We start from the raw sequence: 23,428 nt of genomic DNA, 5'->3' as shown, positions 1-23,428 counted from the left end.
CGCACTTTTAACCCCTAACGTTTTGATTTTTTAATAAACTTCATCAAACGCTTACGCTTGCGTAATTGGTTTGGTGTTAAGGTATTACGACGTCCAGCAAATGGGTTATTGCCTTCTTGAAATAAAATTCGGATAGGAGAACCCACAATTCTTAAACTACGACGATAGTAATTGGATAAATAGCGCTTATAAGAGTCAGGCAATTTGTCCATCTGATTTCCATGTATCACAATAATCGGTGGATTATATCCGCCGGGATGGGCGTATTTTAATTTAATACGTCGGCCAGAAACCATTGGTGGCTGGTGCTCATCGGTAGCCATTTGCAGAATGCGCGTCAACATGGAGGTTGTCATTTTTTGAGTTGCACAGGCATAAGCTTCTTGAATGGAATCAAATAAGTTACCCACGCCACTACCATGTAGTGCAGAGATGAAGTGAACACGCGCAAAGTCAATAAAATCTAAACGACGATCGAGTTCCGATTTAACTTGATCTTTGACCTCATGATTGAGACCGTCCCATTTATTGATCACTATAACTAATGAACGCCCTGCATTCAGGATAAAACCAAGAAGAGACAAATCTTGATCAGAAATGCCTTCGCGAGCATCTATTGTTAAGAGTACAACGTTGGCATCTTGAATCGCTTGTAAGGTTTTGATTACCGAAAACTTTTCTACGGTTAAGGTGACTTTTCCACGCTTACGTACACCTGCGGTATCTATAATTGTATAATGTTGGCCATCTCGCTCCATAGGGATATAAATACTATCCCGTGTAGTGCCGGGCAAATCATATACTACCACGCGATCTTCGCCTAAAATTCGGTTGGTTAATGTGGATTTTCCGACATTTGGACGGCCGACAATAGCAATTTTGATATTTTTATCTTCTACGGTCTGTTCATTTTCTAATGCTTCATCTAAAAGTGCGGTATCATTTTCGTTAGAAAAATCGAAATCATGCTCCCATTCATCAGATTCATCAACATTTTCATTATTTTCCACCGCACTTTCTGCTGATTCTTCATGTTGTTTGAGATTCTCAGCGAAAGGGGCAAGGACATTTTCCATTAATTGATGCACGCCACGCCCTTGAGAGGCGGCAATTTGCGCAATTTCTCCTAGACCGAGCTGATAAAATTCTGCACAATGGGAATCCGCATCAATGCCATCAGTTTTGTTAGCGACGACAATAGTGGTTTTATTTTGACGTTGGCGTAGATAATGTGCAATACCAATGTCAGCAGCAGTTAAGCCAGCGCGTGCATCAACTAAGAATAGGACAATATCCGCTTCTTCAATTGCTAGCAGGGATTGTTCTGCCATTTTTTCTTCCACGCCTTCTTCAGTGCCATCAATACCACCCGTATCAATAACAATAAATTCATAGCCGGCTATATTGGCTTGACCATATTTACGATCTCGGGTTAAGCCTGGAAAATCAGCAACTAAGGCATCACGCGTACGCGTTAGGCGGTTAAATAAAGTCGATTTGCCAACATTCGGACGACCGACAAGGGCAACAACAGGAGTCATAAAAAACCTCAAATATATTTAGGGGCGATGATTGATTGAGAATTTGCCCAATAAAATAGCTGTTATTATAACGGAAAAATAGGGAATTGGCGATGTTGGTACAAGGAATTGAATTAAAGTGATTCATTTAAAAAATTGACGTATTAAAAGTGCGGTAAATTTTAGTCGAGTTTATTGATTTTAAAGCGCGGATCTGTGTCATTCTGTACTTTTTTTATTAAAATAAACTCGCTATAATTCTTAAAACCATTAACATAAACCTAACTTAACATTTAAAAGGAGTGAAATGTGAAATTAGATGAACTTGCCAAACTGGCCGGGGTATCTCGGACTACAGTAAGCTATGTCGTTAACGGCAAAGCAAAAGAATATCGCGTCAGTGATAAAACAATTGAAAAAGTAAGTGCGCTAATTAAGCAATATAACTTTAAGCCAAACGCTATGGCGGCCGGCTTAAGGGTAGGACGAACGAATACTATAGGGCTCATTATTCCTGATTTTGAAAATATGAGCTATGCAAGAATTGCTAATCACCTTGAAAATCGTTGTCGCGAAAGAGGTTATCAATTAATTATTGCTTGTTCAAATGATAACCCAGAAAATGAGATGAACTGCGCAACGAATTTATTTCAACGTAGAGTAGAAGCGCTGATTGTTTCGACTTCCTTACCGGTAGATTCGACGTTTTATCAAGAAAATTGTGGCGAAACACCTTTAATCTATTTTGATCGTCGTAGTAATTCAGAACAAGGCATGAAAGTGTTATCTGATGATGAAAACGATGCTTATTTATTAGCGGAGAAGTTATTTTCCGTGCAAGATAATATTAAAAATGTCTTGTTTTTAGGCGCGGTTGCTGATTTAGATATGAGCCATCATCGTCAACAAGGTTTCGAGCGTTCCGCTGCACGACACAATGTGAATGTGGAATATCTTTACGCCAATCGTTTTCATAAATATGAAGCGACGGAAGCGTTTGTAGATTGGTTGCAGAATAATCCTTTACCTGATGCGATTTTTGTGACATCGCTAACGCTCATGCAAGGTGTATTTGCGGCGTTATTGAAAGTGTTTAAACACATTCCAGAAGACATGGTTATTGCAACATTTGGAAACCATGAGATGTTAGACTTAGTCCCAAATAAGGTGGTTTGTAGTGTGCAACACCATGATAAAATTGTGGAAGCTTTGTTGCGCTCTGTGGAGTTTAAGTTAAAACGTAAGAAATTACAGTATGATCAAGAAGAGGTGATTCCTCGTCAGATTCTGTGTAATAACTGCGAGTAACTGATTCAAATCCCTCTTTGTTGTGAAATAAGAGGGATTTGGATAAAAAGTGCGGTGATTTATCAGAATATTTTTTATTGACGATATATCTCTTGGTAAATGCTGTTTTCAAAGCGATTTAGGGGGCCTCGTTGTGTGCGGCTTTCGTGTTCTCCAGTGGAATAACCATTAATAAATTGGACGAATGCAATGTGTTCGCCTTGTGCGTTGGTCATAAATCCGGCTAAATTATACACTCCTTTTAATGCGCCTGTTTTCGCTTTAATATTTTTCACAAGGGGTTCATTGATCATCGAACCCCGCCCGCTTAATGTGCCATCTACTCCGGCAATAGGGAAAGTGGCCATCAAGTTTAATGTTTCTTCATTCCTCGCAATATATTCAAGTATTTGTAACATGGTTTCTGGCGCAATTAAATTATGACGAGAAAGCCCTGAGCCATCAGCAATCACAGAATGGCCAAATTGGATACCCGCTTGAGAGCTCAATACTTTTTTCATGGCGAGTGTGCCTAATTGAAAAGAAGCTGGGCGTTTGTAAGTATGGTAAGCAACAGTGCGAAAGAGCGCATCGGCTATTTGGTTATCCGATTTTTTCATCATTTTAGTGAGTAAATCTGGCAAGGGCGCAGATAAATGCTCTGCGAGTAATTTTCCTTGTTGTGGGGTCAACGGTTGCTGAACTTGCCCCTTGAATTCAATATTAAGTCGTTTTAATTGACGCTGAATGATGGCGGCAGCATAAGCATCGGGATCTTGAACCGCAAAACTGAGTGCAAAAGGTTTCGTTTGTCGAGCAAGACAGCCTTTTATTTGGTAGCGATTATTATCATGCACTACAGCATCCAGTTGGCAATAGCCTGCTTCTTTTTTATCTGCAATGCGTACTTGTCCGAATACTTGCACAGGAAATGCGGCGGGAACATTAAATTTTACATGTTGTCCAACATCCTGATTTGCCTCTAAATCAACGTAAAAACAGTTATTGTCAATATTCACTGCAGCGGGAGGCGAATTAAAGCACATGGTTAAATCATTCCAAATCCAACCTGGCGCCCGATCGTGACTTGCAAACACAGACGTATCTAAAATTAAGTTACCATTGATTTTTTGAATACCTTGTTTTTTCAGTTCACTTAATAGATTGGCTAACTGACCGCTGGTGAGATCGGGATCTCCCGTAAATTTGGCGATGAGATCACCTTGTAATATACCATTTTTTATTGTGCCGTTAGTTAAAAGTGAAGTGGAAAAACGAAATGAATCGCCTAATGCTAATTTTGCAGTGAGTGCGGTGAGTACTTTTTGCGTACTGGCAGGTAGCATGAAGGTATCTGAGTTGTATTGGGCAATAACCTGGTTTTGCGTTAAATTTTTTGCGATAAAACCGAGACTTGTTCCTTGAGGTAGAGGTTGAAGAAAGGGTTTTATATCGCTGATTTGAGCCGTAGCGGTGTGAAAGAACAAGCTACCAATAACGAATGTTGATTTAAGTAATTTAGACATAGATTCATTTAACATGATAAGGCAAAGGAATTATTATAACATCGCTATACGAAAACCCTATTAGCTATGTTATAATCATTACTAAATTTTACGTTGGCCAATGGGCCTTAAATCATTCAGCCTTATTAGGTAAAATAGGGCTGGATTTCTTTTTGTTTAATTTTTATGGGAAAGTAATCATGAAACAAATTCCTATGACGGTTCGTGGTGCGGAACAATTACGAGAAGAATTAGAATTTCTTAAAACAGTGCGTCGCCCTGAAATTATTAATGCGATAGCCGAAGCACGTGAACATGGTGATTTAAAAGAAAATGCAGAATATCATGCTGCTCGTGAGCAACAAGGATTTTGCGAAGGACGTATTCAAGAAATTGAAGGAAAATTAGCTAACAGTCAAGTGATTGATGTGACCAAAATCCCCAATAATGGCAAAGTGATTTTTGGTGCGACGGTTGTGTTATTAAATACCGCCTCAGATGAAGAAGTGACTTATCGCATTGTTGGTGATGATGAGGCTGATATCAAAGCAGGACTAATATCGGTTAATTCACCCATTGCGCGAGGATTGGTGGGAAAAGAAGTGGATGATACAGTAACCATCACAACACCGGGCGGCACAGTTGAATTTGATATTATTGAGGTAAATTATCTCTAAATATTGTGCCTACTATGCGGAAGCGAAAATAAACGATTAGTTTAGGACTGCTATGTAATTTAGCAGTCCTTTTTACTATGGGGGATTATTCATTCCCTCCTTTGATATCTAGTTGGATATCTAGGGCTTTGAGTAATTCTTGTTCTTCGTTGAGATCCGTTAGTAATAGAGGATTGCGCGCAAGATAGCCGTTTTCAAACTCAAGTTCCCATTGTGTTGCATCATGATTAACGTGCAAAATATAGTTTTCTGTGAGTTCAGTGGCCTGACGAGAGCGATTAATGATGACCGCAAGCCGCATAATTAAGGTTAAAGCAATGATGTCTTGGCGATGAAAATAGCTTTCATGTTGTGGTAATTCCATATTTTTAAAGGATTTTACATGAAAACGCACAAGATGAACCAACAATTGTTTCTGCTCTGGAGAAAAACCGGGTAATTCCATACTTTGCAACATGTAGGCTGAGTGTTTTTGTATCCCACTATGGTTGAGCACTAATCCTATTTCATAGAGTTTTGTGGCCGCGATGAGAATGCTTTGTAGCTCATCTGTTTGGGTTAGATTTTGCCAGCGCGCGTATTTTTTAAATAATAAATTAGCTGTATTGCTTACACGCATCGCTTGCTCACGATCAACTGCAAAATTACGCATAATGCTGTTGATTGTGCGTTCTCGAATATCATCTACTTGGAAGCTTTGTTCTAAACCATACATCACACCTTCACGTAATGCGCCATCAGAATAGCGCATTTGTTCAATGCGGAAAGTTTCAAAAACAGCTCTTAAAATGGCCAAGCCGGGTAGAAATAAGTTCACGCGATCGTCGCTTAAACCGGCAATTTTAAGCTTATCTAGGCTGTCAGTCTTTAGCACCAGTTCGGTTAATTGACGTAAATTTTCAGCGGTAATAATGCCATCTTTATTAAAATTTTCCAGCATAATTTGGCTAATGGTTTTGATGGTACCTGACGATCCTAAAACAGATTGCCAGCCTAAATTGCGATAATCCCATGATAAATCTTCAATACGGGTTAGCGCTTCTTGATAGGCATGATTAAACTGTTTTTCACTGATTTTATTTTCGTCAAAAAATTGTTTAGCAAAGCTAACACAGCCAATGTGACGACTTTCCGCACGTAATGGTGTAAAGTTATCACCAATGATCATTTCGGTGGAGCCACCACCAATATCAACAACCAGCTTACGCCCGTTTTCAGGTTGGGTATGAGAGACGCCTGAATAAATCAATTCGGCTTCTTCTTGACCAGAGATAATTTGAATATCGAAAGGATAAACCGCTTTTGCGGCGTCTAAAAAATCCTGATTATTGACCGCTCTTCTCAGGGTGTAAGTGCCAACCGTGCGTATATTGGCTGCAGGAATACCTTGTAAGCGTTCAGCAAATAGGGCTAAACAAGCGACACCACGCTCGATTGCAGCTTGATTCAGATGATTTTTTTCATCTAATCCTTCGGCTAATTGTACACGCTGTTTAAGGCGCGATAATACTTGAATGGAACCGTTAACAATACGAACGATGATCATATGAAAGCTGTTTGACCCAAGATCAACAGCTGCAAATAGTTGTGGTGTAGCTTGTTTACTCATAATTTAATCTTTAGTTTTTTTCGTTTTATCCATGAGATATTGATGTATTGCAATTTGTGAACGACAAGGCGGATTGTCATTTCTCACATATTCATTTTTTTCTTGAGCGTCAATAATACGGGCTTTTATATTATCCGCAAGTTGAATATTGAGAATATCAATCACACATTGCTTCGTGTCTTCGTCATAAATTGGCACACCGACTTCAATGCGGCGATCCAAATTGCGTGTCATTAAGTCCGCAGAAGATAAAAAGACATCAGGATTACCGTTATTCTCAAAATAATAGACCCTAGGGTGTTCGAGGAAACGATCCACAATACTAATAATATGAATATTTTCACTCAACCCTTTCACACCCGCGCGTAATGAACACATACCGCGAATGATCATTTGAATTTTTACCCCAGCTTGGCTTGCGCTGTATAATAGATCAACCATTTCTTGATCTACCAGATTATTCACTTTAAGAATAATACCACTTTTTTTGCCTTTTTTTGCATTTTTCATTTCTCGCTTGACTAACATGGCAAATTTGTCACGCACATTGACAGGAGAAACGAATAATTCATTGAATTGGCTTGGGCTAAATGGCATTTCAATAAAGCGAAAAACATTGCTTACCTCTTTGGTAATCACAGGGTTTTGAGTTAATAAAGCAAAATCAGTATAAATTTTTGCTGTATTTTCATGGAAGTTTCCTGTGCCAATATGAGCATACTCCACAAGCTTATTCTCTTCTTGTCGGGTGATTAAAAAGAGTTTAGAGTGAATTTTAAATCCAGGTGATGAAAAAACCACTTTTATATTATTATCGGTCAATTTTTTAGCCCAGTGAATATTCGCTTCTTCATCAAAACGTGCTTGTAATTCAATAATTACCGTCACTTTTTTGCCATTATTGGCAGCATTGATTAAGGCTTCAATAATACGAGAGTGGGAAGCGACACGGTATAAATTGATTTTTAAAGATACCACATAAGGATCAAAAGATGCTTGTCGGAATAGCTCACAAATCGTATCGAAACTATGGTAAGGATAATAGAGCAAAATGTCTTTTTGACGAATCGCATCTAAAATAGGGTAGCCAGGTTTGATTTGTGGGTGATTAATGACCGCTAGAGGCTCGTTTAATAATTCTTTTTTATCTAATGAAGGAAATTGTAATAGATGCCTAAAGCTTAAATAACGTTCACCCGCCTCAATAGAATCAAGACTCGTCATGTTTAGCCGTTCTTTAAGAAGATTAAGTAAGGCTTTAGGCATGGTTTTTTCATATAAAAAGCGTACTGGTTGTGCGGCAATACGTTGTTTAAGACTGGAAGACATCAGTTCTAATAAGCTATATTCTACTTCAGTAATCAAGTCATATTCAGCATCGCGAGTCATACGAATCGCATAGGCATTGATTTCATCATATTTGAATACAGAATTAGAGAATAAATCTTCCAGACAAAGACGCAAAATATTATCCAATAGAATAATGCGCTGGTGACGTTTATAGCGTTCTTTGGGTAAGACGACAAAACGAGGAATTTTATCAGACGGAATAGGAAGTACGGCTAACTGTGTAATTTTATTATTTTTCTTTAATACCACGATTAAGTTGGAATTGTGGGAACTTAATGAAGTGGAAAGATCGATCTCTTCATTTAAGATGATGGGAAAAATATATTTTTTGATTTCTTTACGAAAATAATCTTTTAACCAATTTTGATGATAACTGGATAATTGATTTTCATTGATTAAAAAGATTTTATGTTTTGCCAAGCGTAGCATTAAACGGTTGTATATCTCTGAGAATTTTTTATTGAGTTCTTCCGTTCTTTTTTGAATAGACTTAATGTATGAACGTATTTGTTTTGCCTGTTCAGAATGTTGCTTAGGAATAAGCAAAAGCTGGTGTTTTAAATTTGCAAAACGCACTTGATAAAATTCATCTAGGTTGGAGGCAAAAATACCTAAAAAGCGAATGCGTTCCAATAGGGGATTATTTTCATCAGCTGCTTCTTGTAATACTCGTTCATTAAATGCAAGCCAGCTGATCTCTTTTGCGGTGTATTTTGTGTCATTATCTTTCAAAACGAACATTGGGAATTCTCCATATGATTATAAGGGGAAGTTTTGAAAAATTAGTCTATCGTCTGCAATTGAATTCTATAATTAATTGATTATATTAACAATATTTTATCTGGTCTAACCTTTAAAAATGAGAATTGTCATTAAATTGTCATAAAAAATTGTTAAGCTCGTACGGCCGAAAGGAAAATTATGTCTATTGTTTCGTTTAATCTTTTTAAAACTGCATTCATGTCACAATGAAAGCAAGTCCTTATATGTGTTAAATTTAGCATAAATGTCGTTTTCACAATATCATTATTATTTTTTATAAATAAAGGTTATATCATTAACAGAATCGTGTATAATTCAGAACCAATTTAGGTCGTTAATAAAAAGTAAGCGGAATATTTTGGGTTTAAGAGATGTGAAATAACTGCTGTGACCGCTTAAAAATACACATCAAATAATAGATTGAGATGAAGTGGGGCAAGTAATGAGCCAATTTTTTTATGTGCATCCTGAAAATCCGCAAGGGCGCTTGATTAAGCAAGCTGTGGACATTTTACAAAATGGTGGTGTCATTGTATATCCAACAGACTCAGGTTATGCTTTGGGTTGTATGATAGGGCATAAACATGCGATGGATCGCATTGTTCAGATTCGACAGTTACCAGAAGGGCATAATTTTACCTTAGTGTGTAGTGATTTATCGGAATTATCACATTATGCCGTAGTGAATAATTTAGCTTATCGTTTAATTAAGAATAATACACCTGGTCGTTATACATTTATTCTCACCGCAACTAAAGAGCTGCCACGCCGTTTAATGACATCTAAGCGTAAAACCATCGGGATTCGTGTACCTGATAATCGTATTGCGTTGGATTTGTTATCAGCATTAAATGAGCCAATATTATCTTGTTCTTTAATGTTGCCGAATGAAGAAAATATCACGCAATCGGATCCGGAGGAAATTCGGAATTATTTAGAACATCAAGTGGATTTGATTATCCATGGGGGATACTTGGGGCAGGAACCTACAACCGTAGTGGATTTAACCAGTGATAGCCCTATTATTTTACGTGAAGGAAGTGGTAGTACCGCACCTTTTATTTAAATTTGAAAAAACATGACGCTTGGGAAAGCGGCAATTAGAGGAATTATGAAGTCAAAAGCAGTATTTAAGCCTAATCGTGCAACAACATTTGCCAATTCGAACTCAAATACCCAGTCTAAAAGTAGAAGAGGAACGTCTAGATTGTCAGAACAAGAGTCGAACTCTCACAGAGAACCCAAAGGCAAATTACCCTTAAAACAATCTATATCAAATTCAACAGATAAAAAAACATCAGCTCCTAAAGCGAGTGTGAGCGGCGAAAAACTGCAGAAAGTGCTTGCGCGCGCAGGGCAGGGGTCTCGCCGTGAAATTGAAGCAATGATTGCGGATAATCGCGTGAGTGTGGACGGAAAAATGGCAACATTGGGCGATCGTATTAATGTGAATGCCAATGTCAAAGTGCGTATTGATGGGCATCTAATTAATTTAAATCATGCCCAAAAAGAAGTTTGTCGCGTATTGATGTACTATAAACCGGAAGGTGAATTATGTACGCGACATGATCCAGAAGGGCGACCAACTGTTTTTGATCGTTTGCCTAAACTGACTGGCTCTCGTTGGATTGCGGTGGGGCGTTTGGATATTAATACCTCCGGTTTATTACTCTTTACAACCGATGGGGAATTAGCAAATCGACTTATGCATCCAAGTCGTGAGGTTGAGCGTGAATATTCTGTTCGGGTATTTGGCGAGGTTGATGACGGTATGATTCAGCGTTTACGCAAAGGCGTGCAACTGGAAGATGGCCCTGCAAATTTTAAAGCGATTAAAGCGGTTGGCGGAACTGGATTAAATCAATGGTTTGATGTGACTTTAGTTGAAGGGCGAAATCGAGAAGTCCGCCGTCTTTGGGAGTCTCAAGGGATTCAAGTTAGCCGCTTGATTCGCATTCGCTATGGCAATATTAAATTGATGAAAAGCTTGCCTCGTGGAGGCTGGGAAGAAATGGATTTACAAAATGTGAATTATTTACGCGAGTTAGTGAGTTTACCTCCTGAAACCGAAAGTAAATTGGATGTCACAAGACAGCGTCGTCGTCCGAAAACAGGACAAATTCGTCGAGCAGTAAAACGTTATTCTGAACAGTCAAAACGTTATAAAAAATAAAATCAAAAAAGTAACCGCACTTTAAAAAGTGCGGTACAAAATGAGAAAGTTTTATTATGAAGATACAACAACTACGTTACATAGTTGAGATTGTAAATCAAAATCTCAATGTAACAGAAGCAGCAAACGCATTATATACATCGCAACCAGGTATTAGTAAGCAAGTACGTTTATTAGAAGACGAATTAGGGTTAGAAATTTTTGAGCGTAATGGTAAGCATATTAAGAGTATAACGCCTGCGGGAGAAAAAATCGTGGGAATCGCGCGAGAAATGCTGGTTAAGATTCAAGCTATTAAAGCCATTGCCAATGAGTATACGCAGCCTAATCATGGTATTTTACGTATTGCAACGACCAATACTCAAGCGCGTTATGCTTTACCGAATGTCGTTGAGCGCTTTTCTCGACAATATCCTGACGTGAGTCTACATATTCATCAAGGTTCACCTAATCAAATTTATGATGCTTTGCTTTCAGGCGAGGTGGATTTGGCCATAACAACAGAGGCGCAGTATCTATTTGATGATGTCGTGCTACTACCATGTTATCGTTGGAATCGTTCGATCATTGTGAAGCCCGATCATCCATTAGCACAATGTAAACATTTGACCATTGAAGAATTAGGAAAATATCCACTTGTGACTTATACATTTGGTTTTACGGGGATTTCTGATTTAGATTATGCTTTCAACCAAGCAGGTATTTTGCCAAATATCGTGTTTACGGCGACAGATGCTGATGTGATTAAAACCTATGTGCGCTTAGGTATTGGAGTGGGAATTATGGCATCTATGGCACATACACCGGCTGATGAGGATTTAGTGGCTATTGATGCAAGTCATTTATTTAAAGCAAGTAATACCCAAATTGCATTTAAACATAGCACTTTTTTACGTAATTATATGTACGATTTTATTCATTATTTTTCACCCCATTTAACTCGCCCCCTTGTGGAGCAGGCGGAAAGATTACGTGATAATGCCGCAATACAAAAGTTATTTGATGGAATTGAATTGGAAATGAAATAAAAAAGCCTTAGGGATAATGAGCTATATATAATTAACAAAGGCTTATGTTTGGATAGTAAGACAAAGTGCGGTCAATTTAAAAACGTTTTTAAAATTGACCGCACTTTCGTTAATGAAGGTGATATTATTTAGAAATTCGCATTGCGCGGTGAGCGCGGGAACGGAATCACATCACGGATATTTTGTACCCCTGTAACATATACGATTAAGCGCTCAAAGCCTAATCCGAATCCTGAGTGTGGCACGGTGCCGTATTTACGTAGATCGCGATACCACCAATAATCTTCAGGATTTAATCCCATTTCTGCCATACGTTTATCTAAGATTTCTAGACGTTCTTCACGCTGTGAACCCCCAATGATTTCACCGATACCAGGCGCAAGAACGTCCATCGCCGCAACGGTTTTACCATCATCATTTAGGCGCATATAAAATGCTTTGATGTCTTTTGGATAGTTTTTAACCACTACAGGCGATTTAAAATATTCTTCAGCTAAATAGCGTTCATGTTCAGAAGATAAGTCGATTCCCCAAGAAACCGGAAATTCGAATTTTTTACCTGATTTTAATAATACATCAATTGCATCAGTATAATCAATTTGCGCAAAATCAGAATTAATAAAATGTTCTAGGCGGCTAATCACATCTTTATCGACATGTTTTTCAAAGAATTTTAAATCATCTTGACGTTCAGCCAGTACTGCACGGAAAACATATTTCAACATATCTTCAGCGAGTTTAGCGTTATCTGCAAGGGTAGCGAAAGCGATTTCCGGTTCTACCATCCAGAACTCAGCTAAGTGACGTGTCGTGTTAGAGTTTTCTGCACGGAATGTTGGGCCGAACGTATAAATTTTACTTAACGCACAAGCATATGTTTCACCGTTAAGCTGGCCTGATACGGTTAAGAAAGATTCTTTACCGAAAAAATCTTGAGAAAAATCGACCGCACCTTGTTCATTACGTGGCAAATTCTCTAAATCTAGCGTAGAGACACGGAACATTTCTCCAGCGCCTTCCGTATCGGATGCGGTAATTAATGGAGTAGCGACCCAATAAAATCCTTGTTCATGGAAAAATCGGTGAATAGCTTGTGCTAAACAGTGGCGAACGCGGGCGACAGATCCGATAATATTTGTGCGAGGGCGAAGGTGGGCAACTTCGCGTAAGTATTCGATAGAATGGCGTTTGGCTGCCATAGGATAGGTATCTGGATCCTCGACCCAGCCAGTAACTTCTACTTGTTGCGCCTGTAATTCAACAGATTGCCCTTCTGCTGGAGACTCAACGACAGTTCCGGTTACGACAACGGAACATCCAGTAGTTAAACGTAATACTTCATTTTCATAGTTCACAATGTCATTATTGACAATAACTTGAATTGGGTCAAAACACGAGCCATCATAAACGGCAAGGAAAGAAAGTCCGGCTTTAGAGTCACGGCGCGTACGAACCCAGCCGCGTACGGTCACGGTTTCGCCAACGTTCACTTTTTCAGTTAGCACATCAACTACTGATGCTATTTTCGTCATAATTACCTCAAAATGCTTGAATCTATTTAAATACAAAAAAGTGCGATTAGTTTACCTCAAGTTTTCGGGAATACCAAAATCAATTCGGAAAATTTTGTGAGCTATTACGCATAATCGAAGGAAAATACTTGTTATTTATAGGGGTATACGTATAACATAGTGGGCTTTTAAAATAACATATTTCAGTATATTGTCTGAATTGGAAGATTTATGCCTAAAAAGAAAAAGGAAGAAGGGCGTTTTGCATTAAAAGTGCAACATCTTGGAACGATTTATCGTCTGATTGAACAATTTGAACTTATTTCACGAATTGACTTATCTAAGTTATCTGGTTTTGCGCCAGCCAGTATTACGGCTATTACGAAAGAATTAATTCAATTACAATTGATCACGGAGCGAGCGGTTCAAACCACTATCGTTAGAGGTAGACCCGCAGTGGGATTGTGTTTATCTTCGTCACATTGGCGAACAATTTGTGGGACGTTATTAGAAAATACGTTTGAATTAACATTATGTGAATTGAATGACAAGGTCATTGAAAAAAGAAGTTTTTCGTTGCAGGCGGAACACATGGCGAACCTTGATGTTTTCTTAGTTCAATCACTTAAGCAATTTTTGGCCGATATTAAAATTGATACCCTTTCTCTGTTAGCATTTTCCTTGACGGTTGCGGGAAGATTTGATCGTACCCATACACGTTTAGTAAAACTTGGGCAATATGATGTGGATATTGATCTCTCTGCTGTTTTTGTACCGCACTTTTCTGTTCCTGTGTTTATTCGTGAATATTTTCAAACATGGTTATTTGCCGAATCAACTTTAGGTAGCATTATTAACTGTAATAATGCGTTATTTTTGCAATTAGATGATGTGATTAATATGAGCGTGCTTGTGAAAGGGAAAATTCTCAACAGCGAAAAAGAAACACGCATGAATATTAATCGAGTGAATGTGCCTAAACTGAGTGAATTACAAGATAAAATTAATTTGGAACTGCCTGAAATTAAGCGTAATCAGTTACATAATCAAGTGACACATCAAAGTATTTATCAGATGGTGGATTTGCTATTTCCGCAAAATACATTGCCGAATAACTCACAGAAAATTGATTTTGTTTGTGAGCAGGCTAATCAAGGAAATCCACAGGCGATTCAAATTTTATATCATGTGGCAGATTGCGTTTCCTATGTGTTGATGAATTTAGTGAATATTTTTTCATCAGAAAAAGTCGTGATTAGTTCAAGTCTGTTACTTGCGAAAGATCTATTTTTAGCACGCTTGAATCAAAAATTACAGGAAAACTTATTACTAGATGATTTACATGTTGATATTGTGACGAGCCGTTATGCATGGAATAGCCCTATTTTAGCCGCTTCTGCGATTAAGCAGCGTATTTATGATGGTTCTTTGTTAATGAATTTATAAAAAATTCATAAAAATTTGTGTTAGCTCAATATTTGTCTTTGAGAATTCTTTTAAAATTCCCCTAAAAATTAAGGGGAAGAAGATATGGGCTGCTTTTTTATTACCGGCACAGACACTAATGTAGGGAAAACAATTGCTAGCCGGGCAATTATTCAAGCTCTGCAAAAACAACATGTTCAAATAGTGGGATATAAACCTATCGCTTGTTCAGAAAGTGAATCATTTTATGGTGAGAGCCAATCGGAGCAGGTCAATGATTATGGTAGTGCGGATAATCGTGATGTACAAATTTTAATTGAAAGTGCTAATCACAAATTGAATTATCAAGAAGCCAATAGTTATACATTAAGCCAACCCTTAGAACCCAATATTTTATTGGCAAAAACCATTAAAGTGGATATTGAAAAACTGAATTTTGACTTGAATCGATTAAAAATGCGTTACCAATGTGTCTTAGTGGAAGGGACATTTGGCTGGCTAACCCCTATTACAGAGCACAAAACCTTTGCTGATTGGGTCCGTATGCAAAATATGCCTGCGGTACTTGTTGTTGGGATTAAAGAGGGCTGTATTAATCATGCTTTACTGACTATGCAGTCGATTATTCAGATGGGCGTTCCTTTACTTGGTTGGGTGGCCAATCGCGTGAATCCCTGTTTGGGCTATTATGCAGAAATTATTGAAACATTAACCCAAAAAATTGATGCGCCTTTATTGGGGGAAATCCCTTATGTTCATCATCCTGAAACGCAAGATTTAAGTCGATATATTACCAATACGACACGATTAAGTTATATGAATACGGTGTTAAGTTAATACACATTATTAACGGGGAGATATCTCCCCGTTGGTTTGTTTATGGATTTGCCCATGTAGAGAATATGGATTCCGCTGCTTGTAATGTCCGATCAATATCTTGTTCAGTATGAGCGAGCGACATAAAACCAGCCTCAAAAGCGGAAGGGGCAAGGTAAATGCCTTTATCTAGCATAGCATGGAAGAATTGTTTAAAGCGTTCACTATCGCAATTCATAACATCTTCATAGCAAGTCACTTCGGTTTTATCCGTAAAGAAAAGGCCAAACATGCCGCCAACATAATTGACAACAAAAGGAATATTATGCTTTTCAGCGGCTTGCTTAAGCCCTAATGCCAGTTTTTCAGTAAGTTGCGCAAGGCGTTGCTCATTACCTGCTTTTTTCAACTCATTTAGACAAGCTAAACCTGCGCTCATGGCGATAGGGTTACCTGAAAGCGTGCCTGCTTGATAAACACCGCCTAATGGTGCGATATGTTGCATAATTTCTTTTTTACCACCAAATGCACCAACCGGCATACCTCCCCCGATGACTTTACCGAGCGTTGTTAAATCAGGCGTGACGCCATAGTATGCTTGCGCACCTTTTAGGGCAACACGAAAACCCGTCATGACTTCATCAATAATAAATACCGCACCATATTCCGTGCAAAGTTCGCGTAATCCTTGTAGAAAATTAGCTTGTGGCGGTATACAGTTCATATTACCAGCAACAGGTTCGACGATTAAGCAGGCAATATCATGGGGATATTGTTCGAAAGCTTGTTTAACGGAATTCAAATCGTTATAAGTACAGGTTAAGGTATGCTTAGCAAAATCGGCTGGCACTCCGGGTGAGTTAGGTTGTCCTAAGGTTAATGCGCCAGAACCGGCTTTAACGAGTAAGGCATCCGCATGTCCATGATAGCAGCCTTCAAATTTAATAATTTTATCTCGTCCAGTATAGCCACGCGCAAGACGAATGGCAGACATCGTCGCTTCTGTGCCAGAACTGACCATACGTACCATTTCAATAGACGGGATTAATTCGCATACTAATTCAGCTAATTCAATTTCTAACTCCGTTGGCGCCCCAAAACTTAGGCCATTTTCTACCGCACTTTTTACGGCATCGAGAATAGCGGGGTGGTTATGCCCTAAAATCATCGGTCCCCAAGAACCAACATAATCAATATAATTTTTTCCTTCGGAATCAGTAATATAAGCGCCTTTAGCTTTTTCAATAAATACAGGTGTGCCTCCTACGCCTTTAAACGCACGAACAGGAGAGTTTACGCCACCTGGAATAACTCGTTGGGCGCGAGTAAATAAATCGTATGAACTTGTCATAGTAAATATTCCTAATTAGAGTTGAAAGATGTTTTACTTATTGTACTGTAAAAATAAATTTTTGATGAGTTTTATTAAATATTCGGGAAATTATAGCGAATTCATGCGTTTTTAGACAGTGAATCAATGCCTAGATGGTCAGTCAATATCATAATGTAATATGACACTATGTGTTTGGCTTATATAAATAGAAAAGTCCGGTTTTCTGTTTAAATTTGAGAACCGGACTATCACTGCTAGATTAATTTAATCGGTTTTTACAGATTAAAATCGCCAAAATCATTAGAGTCTACTTTAGAATCGATTTGGCCAACTAAATAAGAGCTGACTTCGACTTCTTGTGGTGCAACCTGTACATTATCAGAAACTAGCCAAGCGTTGATCCAAGGAATTGGGTTTGAACGCGTTTGGAATGGTAATGGTAAACCTACAGCTTGCATGCGGATATTGGTAATGTACTCAACATATTGGACTAAAATATCTTTATTTAACCCGATCATTGACCCATCTTTGAATAAATAATCGGCCCAATCTTTTTCTTGTTCAGCGGCAGCGACGAAGAGATCGTAAGCTTCTTGTTTGCATTCCTCCGCAATTTCAGCCATTTCAGGATCGTCTTGTCCGGCAGCCATGATATTAAGAATGTGCTGGGTACCAGTTAAATGTAAGGCCTCATCTCGTGCAATGAATTTGATAATTTTTGCATTACCTTCCATTAGCTTACGCTCAGCGAAAGCGAAAGAGCAGGCAAATGAGACATAGAAGCGGATAGCTTCTAAGGCATTTACGCTCATTAAGCAAAGATAAAGTTGCTTTTTCAAATTGCGTAATGAAACAACGCATTCTTTACCGTCAACGGTATAAGTGCCTTCACCGTATAAGCTATAAAGTTGGCTATCGCGAATTAAATCATCATAATAAGCGGAAATATCTTTTGCACGTTTGATAATTTCTTCGTTAGTGACAATATCGTCAAATACAATAGACGGGTCGTTGACAATATTACGGATAATATGGGTATAAGAACGAGAATGGATCGTTTCTGAGAATGTCCAAGTTTCAATCCAAGTTTCTAATTCAGGAATTGACACTAATGGCAATAATGCGACGTTTGGGCTGCGGCCTTGAATGGAATCTAATAAAGTTTGATATTTTAAGTTACTGATAAAAATATGTTTTTCATGTTCAGGTAAAGCAGCATAATCAATACGATCTTGCGATACGTCCACTTCCTCAGGTCGCCAAAAGAAAGAAAGTTGTTTTTCGATTAACTTTTCAAAGGTTTCATATTTTTGTTGATCGTAACGAGCCACGTTCACATTTTGCCCAAAGAACATCGGTTCTTTTAACTGGTCATTTTTATTTTGTGAGAAAGTAGTGTATGCCATAGTGTTTTCCTTAATATTTTGTTTATATTTGACAATAAATATCAACAAAAGGTAAGTGGAAGCATGTGTTCCACATACCTTATCCTGCTTTTTGACACGCTATAATCTTTGTTAGATGGTGGTAGATGTTACCGTGTCAAAAGCTGACTTAAATCTTACATGCACCGCCAGCACAACCGTCATCTAAATCTTCTTGACCATCGTCTGCGCCATCACGCGTGTTTTGATAATAAAGGGTTTTTAGACCATATTTATAAGCGGTAAGCAAGTCTTGTAACAAGGTTTTCATTGGTACTTTACCATCAGAAAAACGCGTTGGATCGTAGTTGGTATTTGCTGAAATCGCCTGATCCACGAATTTTTGCATAATGCCGACTAATTGTAAGTAGCCATCCATATTCGGAATATTCCACAAGAGTTCATAATTTTCACTCAAGTTTTCATAATCAGGTACAACTTGTTTTAAAATACCATCTTTAGACGCTTTGATACTAACATGGCCACGTGGTGGTTCAATACCATTTGTTGCGTTGGAAATTTGTGATGATGTTTCCGATGGCATTAATGCAGTTAAAGTAGAATTACGTAAACCGTGAGTTTTAATGTCTTGACGCAAGGTTTCCCAGTCTAAATGCAATGGTTCTTGTGTTAAATTATCAATATCTTTTTTATAGGTATCAATAGGTAAAATGCCTTTGGCATAAGTGGTTTCATTAAAGAAATCACACGGACCTAATTCTTTGGATAAATTCATTGAAGCTTTTAATAAATAATATTGGATCGCTTCAAAAGTGCGATGGGTTAAATCGTTAGCTGAACCATCTGAATAGCGTACGCCATTTTTAGCCAAATAGTAGGCATAGTTGATGACACCAATTCCTAAAGAACGACGTCCCATAGAACCTCGACGCGCAGCTTTAATCGGGTAATCTTGATAATCTAATAAAGCATCTAAACCACGCACGGCAAGATCGGCGAGTTCTTCTAACTCATCGAGGCTTTCTAATGTCCCTAAGTTAAAAGCAGAGAGCGTACATAATGCGATTTCCCCTTCTTCATCGTGGAAGTGTGTAAGAGGTTTTGTTGGTAAGGCAATTTCCAAACAAAGATTGGATTGACGTACCGGCGCAACAGCAGGATCAAACGGTGAGTGAGTATTACAATGGTCAACGTTTTGAATATAAATTCGTCCTGTTGAAGCGCGTTCTTGCATTAAGAGTGAAAATAATTCAACCGCTTTTACGCTACGCTTGCGAATACTCGGATCTTGCTCATATTTTGTATAAAGCTCTTCAAATTTATCTTGGTCTGCAAAGAATGCAGTATACAGGCCAGGCACATCTGATGGGCTGAATAAAGTGATGTCTCCACCTTTGATTAAGCGTTGGTACATGGTTTTGTTAATTTGCACACCATAGTCCATATGGCGTGCGCGGTTTTCTTCTACACCGCGGTTATTTTTTAACACCATCAAACTTTCAGCTTCTAAATGCCACATAGGGAAAAAGACCGTAGCGGCACCACCACGTACCCCGCCTTGTGAACAGGATTTCACGGCAGTTTGGAAGTGTTTATAAAATGGAATACAGCCAGTGTGGAAAGCTTCTCCCCCTCGAATAGGGCTACCTAAGGCACGAATTGCCCCAGCATTAATCCCGATACCAGCACGCTGTGAAACGTATTTGATGATTGAGGCCGAAGTGGCGTTAATAGAATCTAAGCTGTCGCCACATTCAATTAAAACACAGGAGCTAAATTGACGTGTAGGTGTACGCACTCCTGCCATAATTGGAGTTGGCAAAGAGATTTTAAACGTAGACGTCGCATCATAAAAACGACGTACATAACTTAAACGCGTTTCTTGTGGATATTTAGAGAATAAACTGGCCGCAACTAATAAATAGAGGAATTGTGCAGACTCATAGATTTCGCCAGTCACACGGTTTTGTACTAAATATTTACCTTCTAACTGCTTAACTGCGGCATAAGAAAAGGTCATATCGCGCCAATGATCTAAATAGCCGTCCATTTCGTCCCATTCTTCACGGGAATAGTCCGTTAATAACGCTTCATCATACTTGCCCATACGCACTAATTTTTTGACATGATCGTATAAACGAGGTGGATCAAAATGGCCATAGGCCTTTTTACGCAAATGGAAAATCGCTAAGCGAGCGGCGAGAAATTGATAATCAGGCGTATCTTTACTAATTAAATCCGCAGCAGCTTTGATAATTGTTTCATGAATATCAGAAGTGCGGATCCCTTCGTAAAATTGAATATGGGAACGAAGTTCTACTTGAGAAACAGAAACATTTTCCAGTCCCTCTGCTGCCCAAGTAATGACACGGTGGATTTTATCAAGGTCGATAGGCTCGACGCGCCCATCACGTTTTGTGACCATTAATGCATTATTCATAGCGTTTACAGACCTTTTCTGTTGATGTGTTTAACACAATATATGGGTGTGTGATTAAATTTGGATACAAGATAATGTGTTGTGGCGGAAAGTTCAAGTATAAAATTTTTTACTTAAATTATTGACATAAACTAACTTACTTATTTATTTAGAAAAATTTTATTTTATTGAAATGTAAAGGTTGAAAAAAATAATTTGAATGAAAATTAACCTTACTTTAAGTAAGGAAATGGGGGCGATGCCCCAAGTGTTTAAGCTAAAATTTTCACGGTATCACCAACTCGGATAATCCCCGTATTGGTAGGAAGTAAATGGATTCCAAATATAGGTTCCCCTTTTTCATTACAATGATATTTTTTTAATGTACGAAATGGTTCGAGTTTTTCATGATTTAAACCCGTTTCCGGATCTCGGCTAGTTAAGACACAACGTGTACAATTTTTAGTGCGAATAAATGTGACGTTGCCAATTTGAATTTTATTCCATGTCTCTTCAACAAAAGCAGAATAGTCATCTATAACAATATTGGGTCTAAATTGTGACATGCTAATAGGCGCAGGGCATTGTGCTTGAAGCGCTTGTAAAGATTGCACATTGGTTAATAGTACAGGATAACCGTCGGCAAAACTTACTGTTGAGTCAGGGTATTTTTGTATATAGCGCTGAGATTGCTTGCCTAACCAACGGAGTTGCACTGGCTGATTAAGTTTTTGGCTAAACCAATGGTTAATAGACTCATTTGCCACAAAGGAAGGAAATTGCGTACCCCAAACTTCACAGCTCGCAAGTTGTTGGAAATCTTCGTAATTAATGACACAGTGTTCTCCATTTTTATGTTGAACAAATAAACCATTTTCGGTGGGATAAGCAAAAAGTGCAAAAAGCTCAGCCGTTTTACGTGCAGTGATAAATTTACCATCAGGTTCTGTAAGCATAAAAGTGCGGTCGAAATTAAAGCCTTTTTCTTCAATAATACCTTGAGAAATAGGGTAGGCTTGAGTAGATTTAATGGGATAAATAAAGAGTTGTGTGATCATATACTATCTCCGATGGCATGTTTCGGACTATGGTACACAATGGTCAATAATAAAGCGAGTTTTTTGTTATTGAGAAATGAGGTGAATGGGGGAAATTAAAGATAAGTAGGAACAAGTTGTATCTTGTTCCTACCCATTATTACATTATTGGATTAGCAAATAGAAGTTGCTGCCATCGCGTAAAATATTTAAGGCAACAGCAGAAGGTTTGCTGTCTAAAATTTTACGGAATTGACCAATATTTTCTACACTGCTGCGGTTGACTCCAACAATAATGTCACCATTGCGTAAGCCACGTTGTGCAGCTAAGGAGTTTGGTGCGACTTTAGTAATCTCAACACCGGTAACGCCCTTGCTATTGTAGTTACTCAGCTCAGCCCCTTCTAATGCAGGGATTAGATTGGTTGCAGATGCTTGATTTAATTCATCAGATTGTAACGTTACTTTGACATTATGAGATTTATCATCACGTAAATACGTTAATTCTACTTCCTTGCCCGCACCAGAAGTGGCAATTTTAGCGCGCAGTTCTGCAAAACTTGCGATTTTTTGACCGTTTAATGCAACAATCACATCACCCGCTTTGATACCGGCTTTAGCTGCCGCAGAGTCAGGAATCACTTCGCTAACGAATGCCCCTTGTTTTGCAGTCACATTAAATGCTTCTGCTAAATCGGCATTGAGTTCTCCGCCTTTAATTCCTAGCATGCCACGGCGAACTTCACCAAATTCAATAATTTGTTGAACAAGATTATTTGCCATATTACTTGGGATAGCAAAAGCGATACCCGCATTGCCGCCACTTGGCGAAATAATCGCGGTATTAATACCGATTAACTCACCTTGTAGGTTAATTAATGGCCCGCCTGAGTTGCCTCGATTGACGGCGGCATCTGTTTGAATGTAGTTTTCGTAGCTGCCACTATCTGAACCGGTAGAGCGTCCCAAAGCAGAGACTATACCTGAAGTCACTGTTTGCCCTAAACCAAAGGGATTACCGATCGCAACAGTAAAATCACCGACTTTTAGTTTGTCAGAGTCTGCGATTTTGACTGCAGTCAAGTTATTGGGTTTTTCCACTTGAATTAATGCAACATCAGATAAGTTATCTGTACCGATAGTTTTGGCTTTAAACTCTCGGCCATCGGACAGTTTTACTGTGATTTTATCTGCGCCATCAATTACGTGATTATTTGTAATAATATAACCTTTCTCTGCATCAATGATGACACCTGAGCCTAAGCCTCTAAATTGGCGTGGGGAACGATCAGCAAATGGCTCACCAAAGAAGAAACGAAATTCTTCTGGGATATCATTGCGTTGCGCACCTTTTTGTTGCCCTTCTACTGAGATAGATACCACAGAAGGGAGAACCTTTTCCAGCATTGGCGCAAGGCTTGGGACAGCTTGTCCTTCAACAACGGTTGGCAAGCTGGCTTGAGCTAACATTGGGGTGGATAATACGCTTAATCCAAGCGCAATACTTGTTAATATAAAATGTCTTTTTTTCATTGAGTTATCCTAAAATAAGTAAAATATTAAAGTAGCTTTGAGCTACGCGATTCGCATG

16 protein-coding genes and 1 pseudogene are annotated in these 23,428 nt (G+C 38.5%); 7 read left to right on the top strand and 10 right to left on the bottom strand.

What is annotated here, in order from left to right; genetic code table 11:
* Positions 1-14 precede the first annotated feature (14 nt).
* Entirely contained in the window at positions 15-1,541 is a 1,527-nt protein-coding gene (gene der / locus CVP05_RS01730; protein WP_100287827.1) for a ribosome biogenesis GTPase Der, read from the bottom strand.
* A 288-nt stretch (positions 1,542-1,829) separates the two neighbouring features.
* On the opposite strand from der, the gene cra reads away from it, so the two are divergent.
* On the top strand, positions 1,830-2,828 hold the full coding sequence (gene cra / locus CVP05_RS01725; protein WP_100287826.1) for a catabolite repressor/activator: 999 nt from the start codon (positions 1,830-1,832) through the stop codon (positions 2,826-2,828).
* A 74-nt stretch (positions 2,829-2,902) separates the two neighbouring features.
* Here the strand turns inward: cra and dacB are convergent, their stop codons facing one another.
* Positions 2,903-4,333, bottom strand: a complete 1,431-nt coding sequence (dacB, locus tag CVP05_RS01720; RefSeq protein WP_100287825.1) for a serine-type D-Ala-D-Ala carboxypeptidase — start codon at positions 4,331-4,333, stop codon at positions 2,903-2,905.
* A gap of 179 nt (positions 4,334-4,512) precedes the next feature.
* On the opposite strand from dacB, the gene greA reads away from it, so the two are divergent.
* Positions 4,513-4,989, top strand: coding sequence for a transcription elongation factor GreA (gene greA, locus CVP05_RS01715; protein WP_100287824.1), 477 nt, complete (start codon positions 4,513-4,515; stop codon positions 4,987-4,989).
* A gap of 85 nt (positions 4,990-5,074) precedes the next feature.
* Here greA and ppx read toward each other — a convergent pair whose 3' ends face one another.
* Positions 5,075-6,598: an exopolyphosphatase gene (ppx, locus tag CVP05_RS01710; protein WP_100287823.1), complete on the bottom strand. Its 1,524-nt coding sequence runs from the start codon at positions 6,596-6,598 to the stop codon at positions 5,075-5,077.
* A 3-nt stretch (positions 6,599-6,601) separates the two neighbouring features.
* Positions 6,602-8,689, bottom strand: coding sequence for a polyphosphate kinase 1 (gene ppk1 / locus CVP05_RS01705; protein ID WP_100287822.1), 2,088 nt, complete (start codon positions 8,687-8,689; stop codon positions 6,602-6,604).
* A 463-nt stretch (positions 8,690-9,152) separates the two neighbouring features.
* On the opposite strand from ppk1, the gene CVP05_RS01700 reads away from it, so the two are divergent.
* The 3 genes and pseudogenes from CVP05_RS01700 to cysB all read left to right on the top strand — a co-directional run bounded on the left by CVP05_RS01700 (position 9,153) and on the right by cysB (position 11,911).
* Entirely contained in the window at positions 9,153-9,776 is a 624-nt protein-coding gene (locus CVP05_RS01700) for an L-threonylcarbamoyladenylate synthase (protein ID WP_100287821.1), read from the top strand.
* A 201-nt stretch (positions 9,777-9,977) separates the two neighbouring features.
* Positions 9,978-10,883 (top strand): annotated as a pseudogene (rluB, locus tag CVP05_RS01695) (23S rRNA pseudouridine(2605) synthase RluB); the annotation flags it as partial.
* Positions 10,884-10,939: 56 nt separating this feature from the next.
* Positions 10,940-11,911: an HTH-type transcriptional regulator CysB gene (cysB, locus tag CVP05_RS01690; protein WP_100287819.1), complete on the top strand. Its 972-nt coding sequence runs from the start codon at positions 10,940-10,942 to the stop codon at positions 11,909-11,911.
* 128 nt (positions 11,912-12,039) lie between these two features.
* On the opposite strand, the gene asnS is transcribed toward cysB, so the two are convergent.
* Positions 12,040-13,443, bottom strand: coding sequence for an asparagine--tRNA ligase (gene asnS, locus CVP05_RS01685; RefSeq protein WP_100287818.1), 1,404 nt, complete (start codon positions 13,441-13,443; stop codon positions 12,040-12,042).
* Between the two features lie 210 nt (positions 13,444-13,653).
* On the opposite strand from asnS, the gene CVP05_RS01680 reads away from it, so the two are divergent.
* Together CVP05_RS01680 and bioD are read left to right on the top strand one after the other, a co-directional pair.
* Positions 13,654-14,868, top strand: a complete 1,215-nt coding sequence (locus CVP05_RS01680; protein ID WP_100287817.1) for an ROK family protein — start codon at positions 13,654-13,656, stop codon at positions 14,866-14,868.
* An 84-nt stretch (positions 14,869-14,952) separates the two neighbouring features.
* Complete coding sequence (bioD, locus tag CVP05_RS01675) at positions 14,953-15,684, top strand: dethiobiotin synthase (protein ID WP_100287816.1); 732 nt, start codon at positions 14,953-14,955, stop codon at positions 15,682-15,684.
* A 40-nt stretch (positions 15,685-15,724) separates the two neighbouring features.
* Here the strand turns inward: bioD and hemL are convergent, their stop codons facing one another.
* The 5 genes from hemL to CVP05_RS01650 all read right to left on the bottom strand — a co-directional run bounded on the left by hemL (position 15,725) and on the right by CVP05_RS01650 (position 23,370).
* On the bottom strand, positions 15,725-17,014 hold the full coding sequence (gene hemL / locus CVP05_RS01670; RefSeq protein ID WP_100287815.1) for a glutamate-1-semialdehyde 2,1-aminomutase: 1,290 nt from the start codon (positions 17,012-17,014) through the stop codon (positions 15,725-15,727).
* Between the two features lie 257 nt (positions 17,015-17,271).
* Positions 17,272-18,402 (bottom strand): class Ia ribonucleoside-diphosphate reductase subunit beta, encoded by a 1,131-nt coding sequence (nrdB, locus tag CVP05_RS01665; RefSeq protein WP_100287814.1) that lies wholly within the window; start codon positions 18,400-18,402, stop codon positions 17,272-17,274.
* A 148-nt stretch (positions 18,403-18,550) separates the two neighbouring features.
* The gene (nrdA, locus tag CVP05_RS01660) at positions 18,551-20,821 is read right to left on the bottom strand and encodes a class 1a ribonucleoside-diphosphate reductase subunit alpha (RefSeq protein ID WP_100287813.1); all 2,271 of its coding nucleotides are present in this window, start codon (positions 20,819-20,821) and stop codon (positions 18,551-18,553) included.
* Positions 20,822-21,072: 251 nt separating this feature from the next.
* On the bottom strand, positions 21,073-21,858 hold the full coding sequence (locus tag CVP05_RS01655; protein ID WP_100287812.1) for an MOSC domain-containing protein: 786 nt from the start codon (positions 21,856-21,858) through the stop codon (positions 21,073-21,075).
* A 144-nt stretch (positions 21,859-22,002) separates the two neighbouring features.
* Positions 22,003-23,370, bottom strand: coding sequence for a DegQ family serine endoprotease (locus CVP05_RS01650; protein ID WP_100287811.1), 1,368 nt, complete (start codon positions 23,368-23,370; stop codon positions 22,003-22,005).
* Between the last annotated feature and the right edge of the window lie 58 nt (positions 23,371-23,428).

Origin of the sequence: Conservatibacter flavescens, assembly GCF_002795425.1 — a bacterium.
Lineage (GTDB): Bacteria > Pseudomonadota > Gammaproteobacteria > Enterobacterales > Pasteurellaceae > Conservatibacter > Conservatibacter flavescens.
The sequence above is the reverse complement of the archived record's forward strand: the minus strand, read 5'-3'. Positions and strand labels throughout refer to the sequence as shown.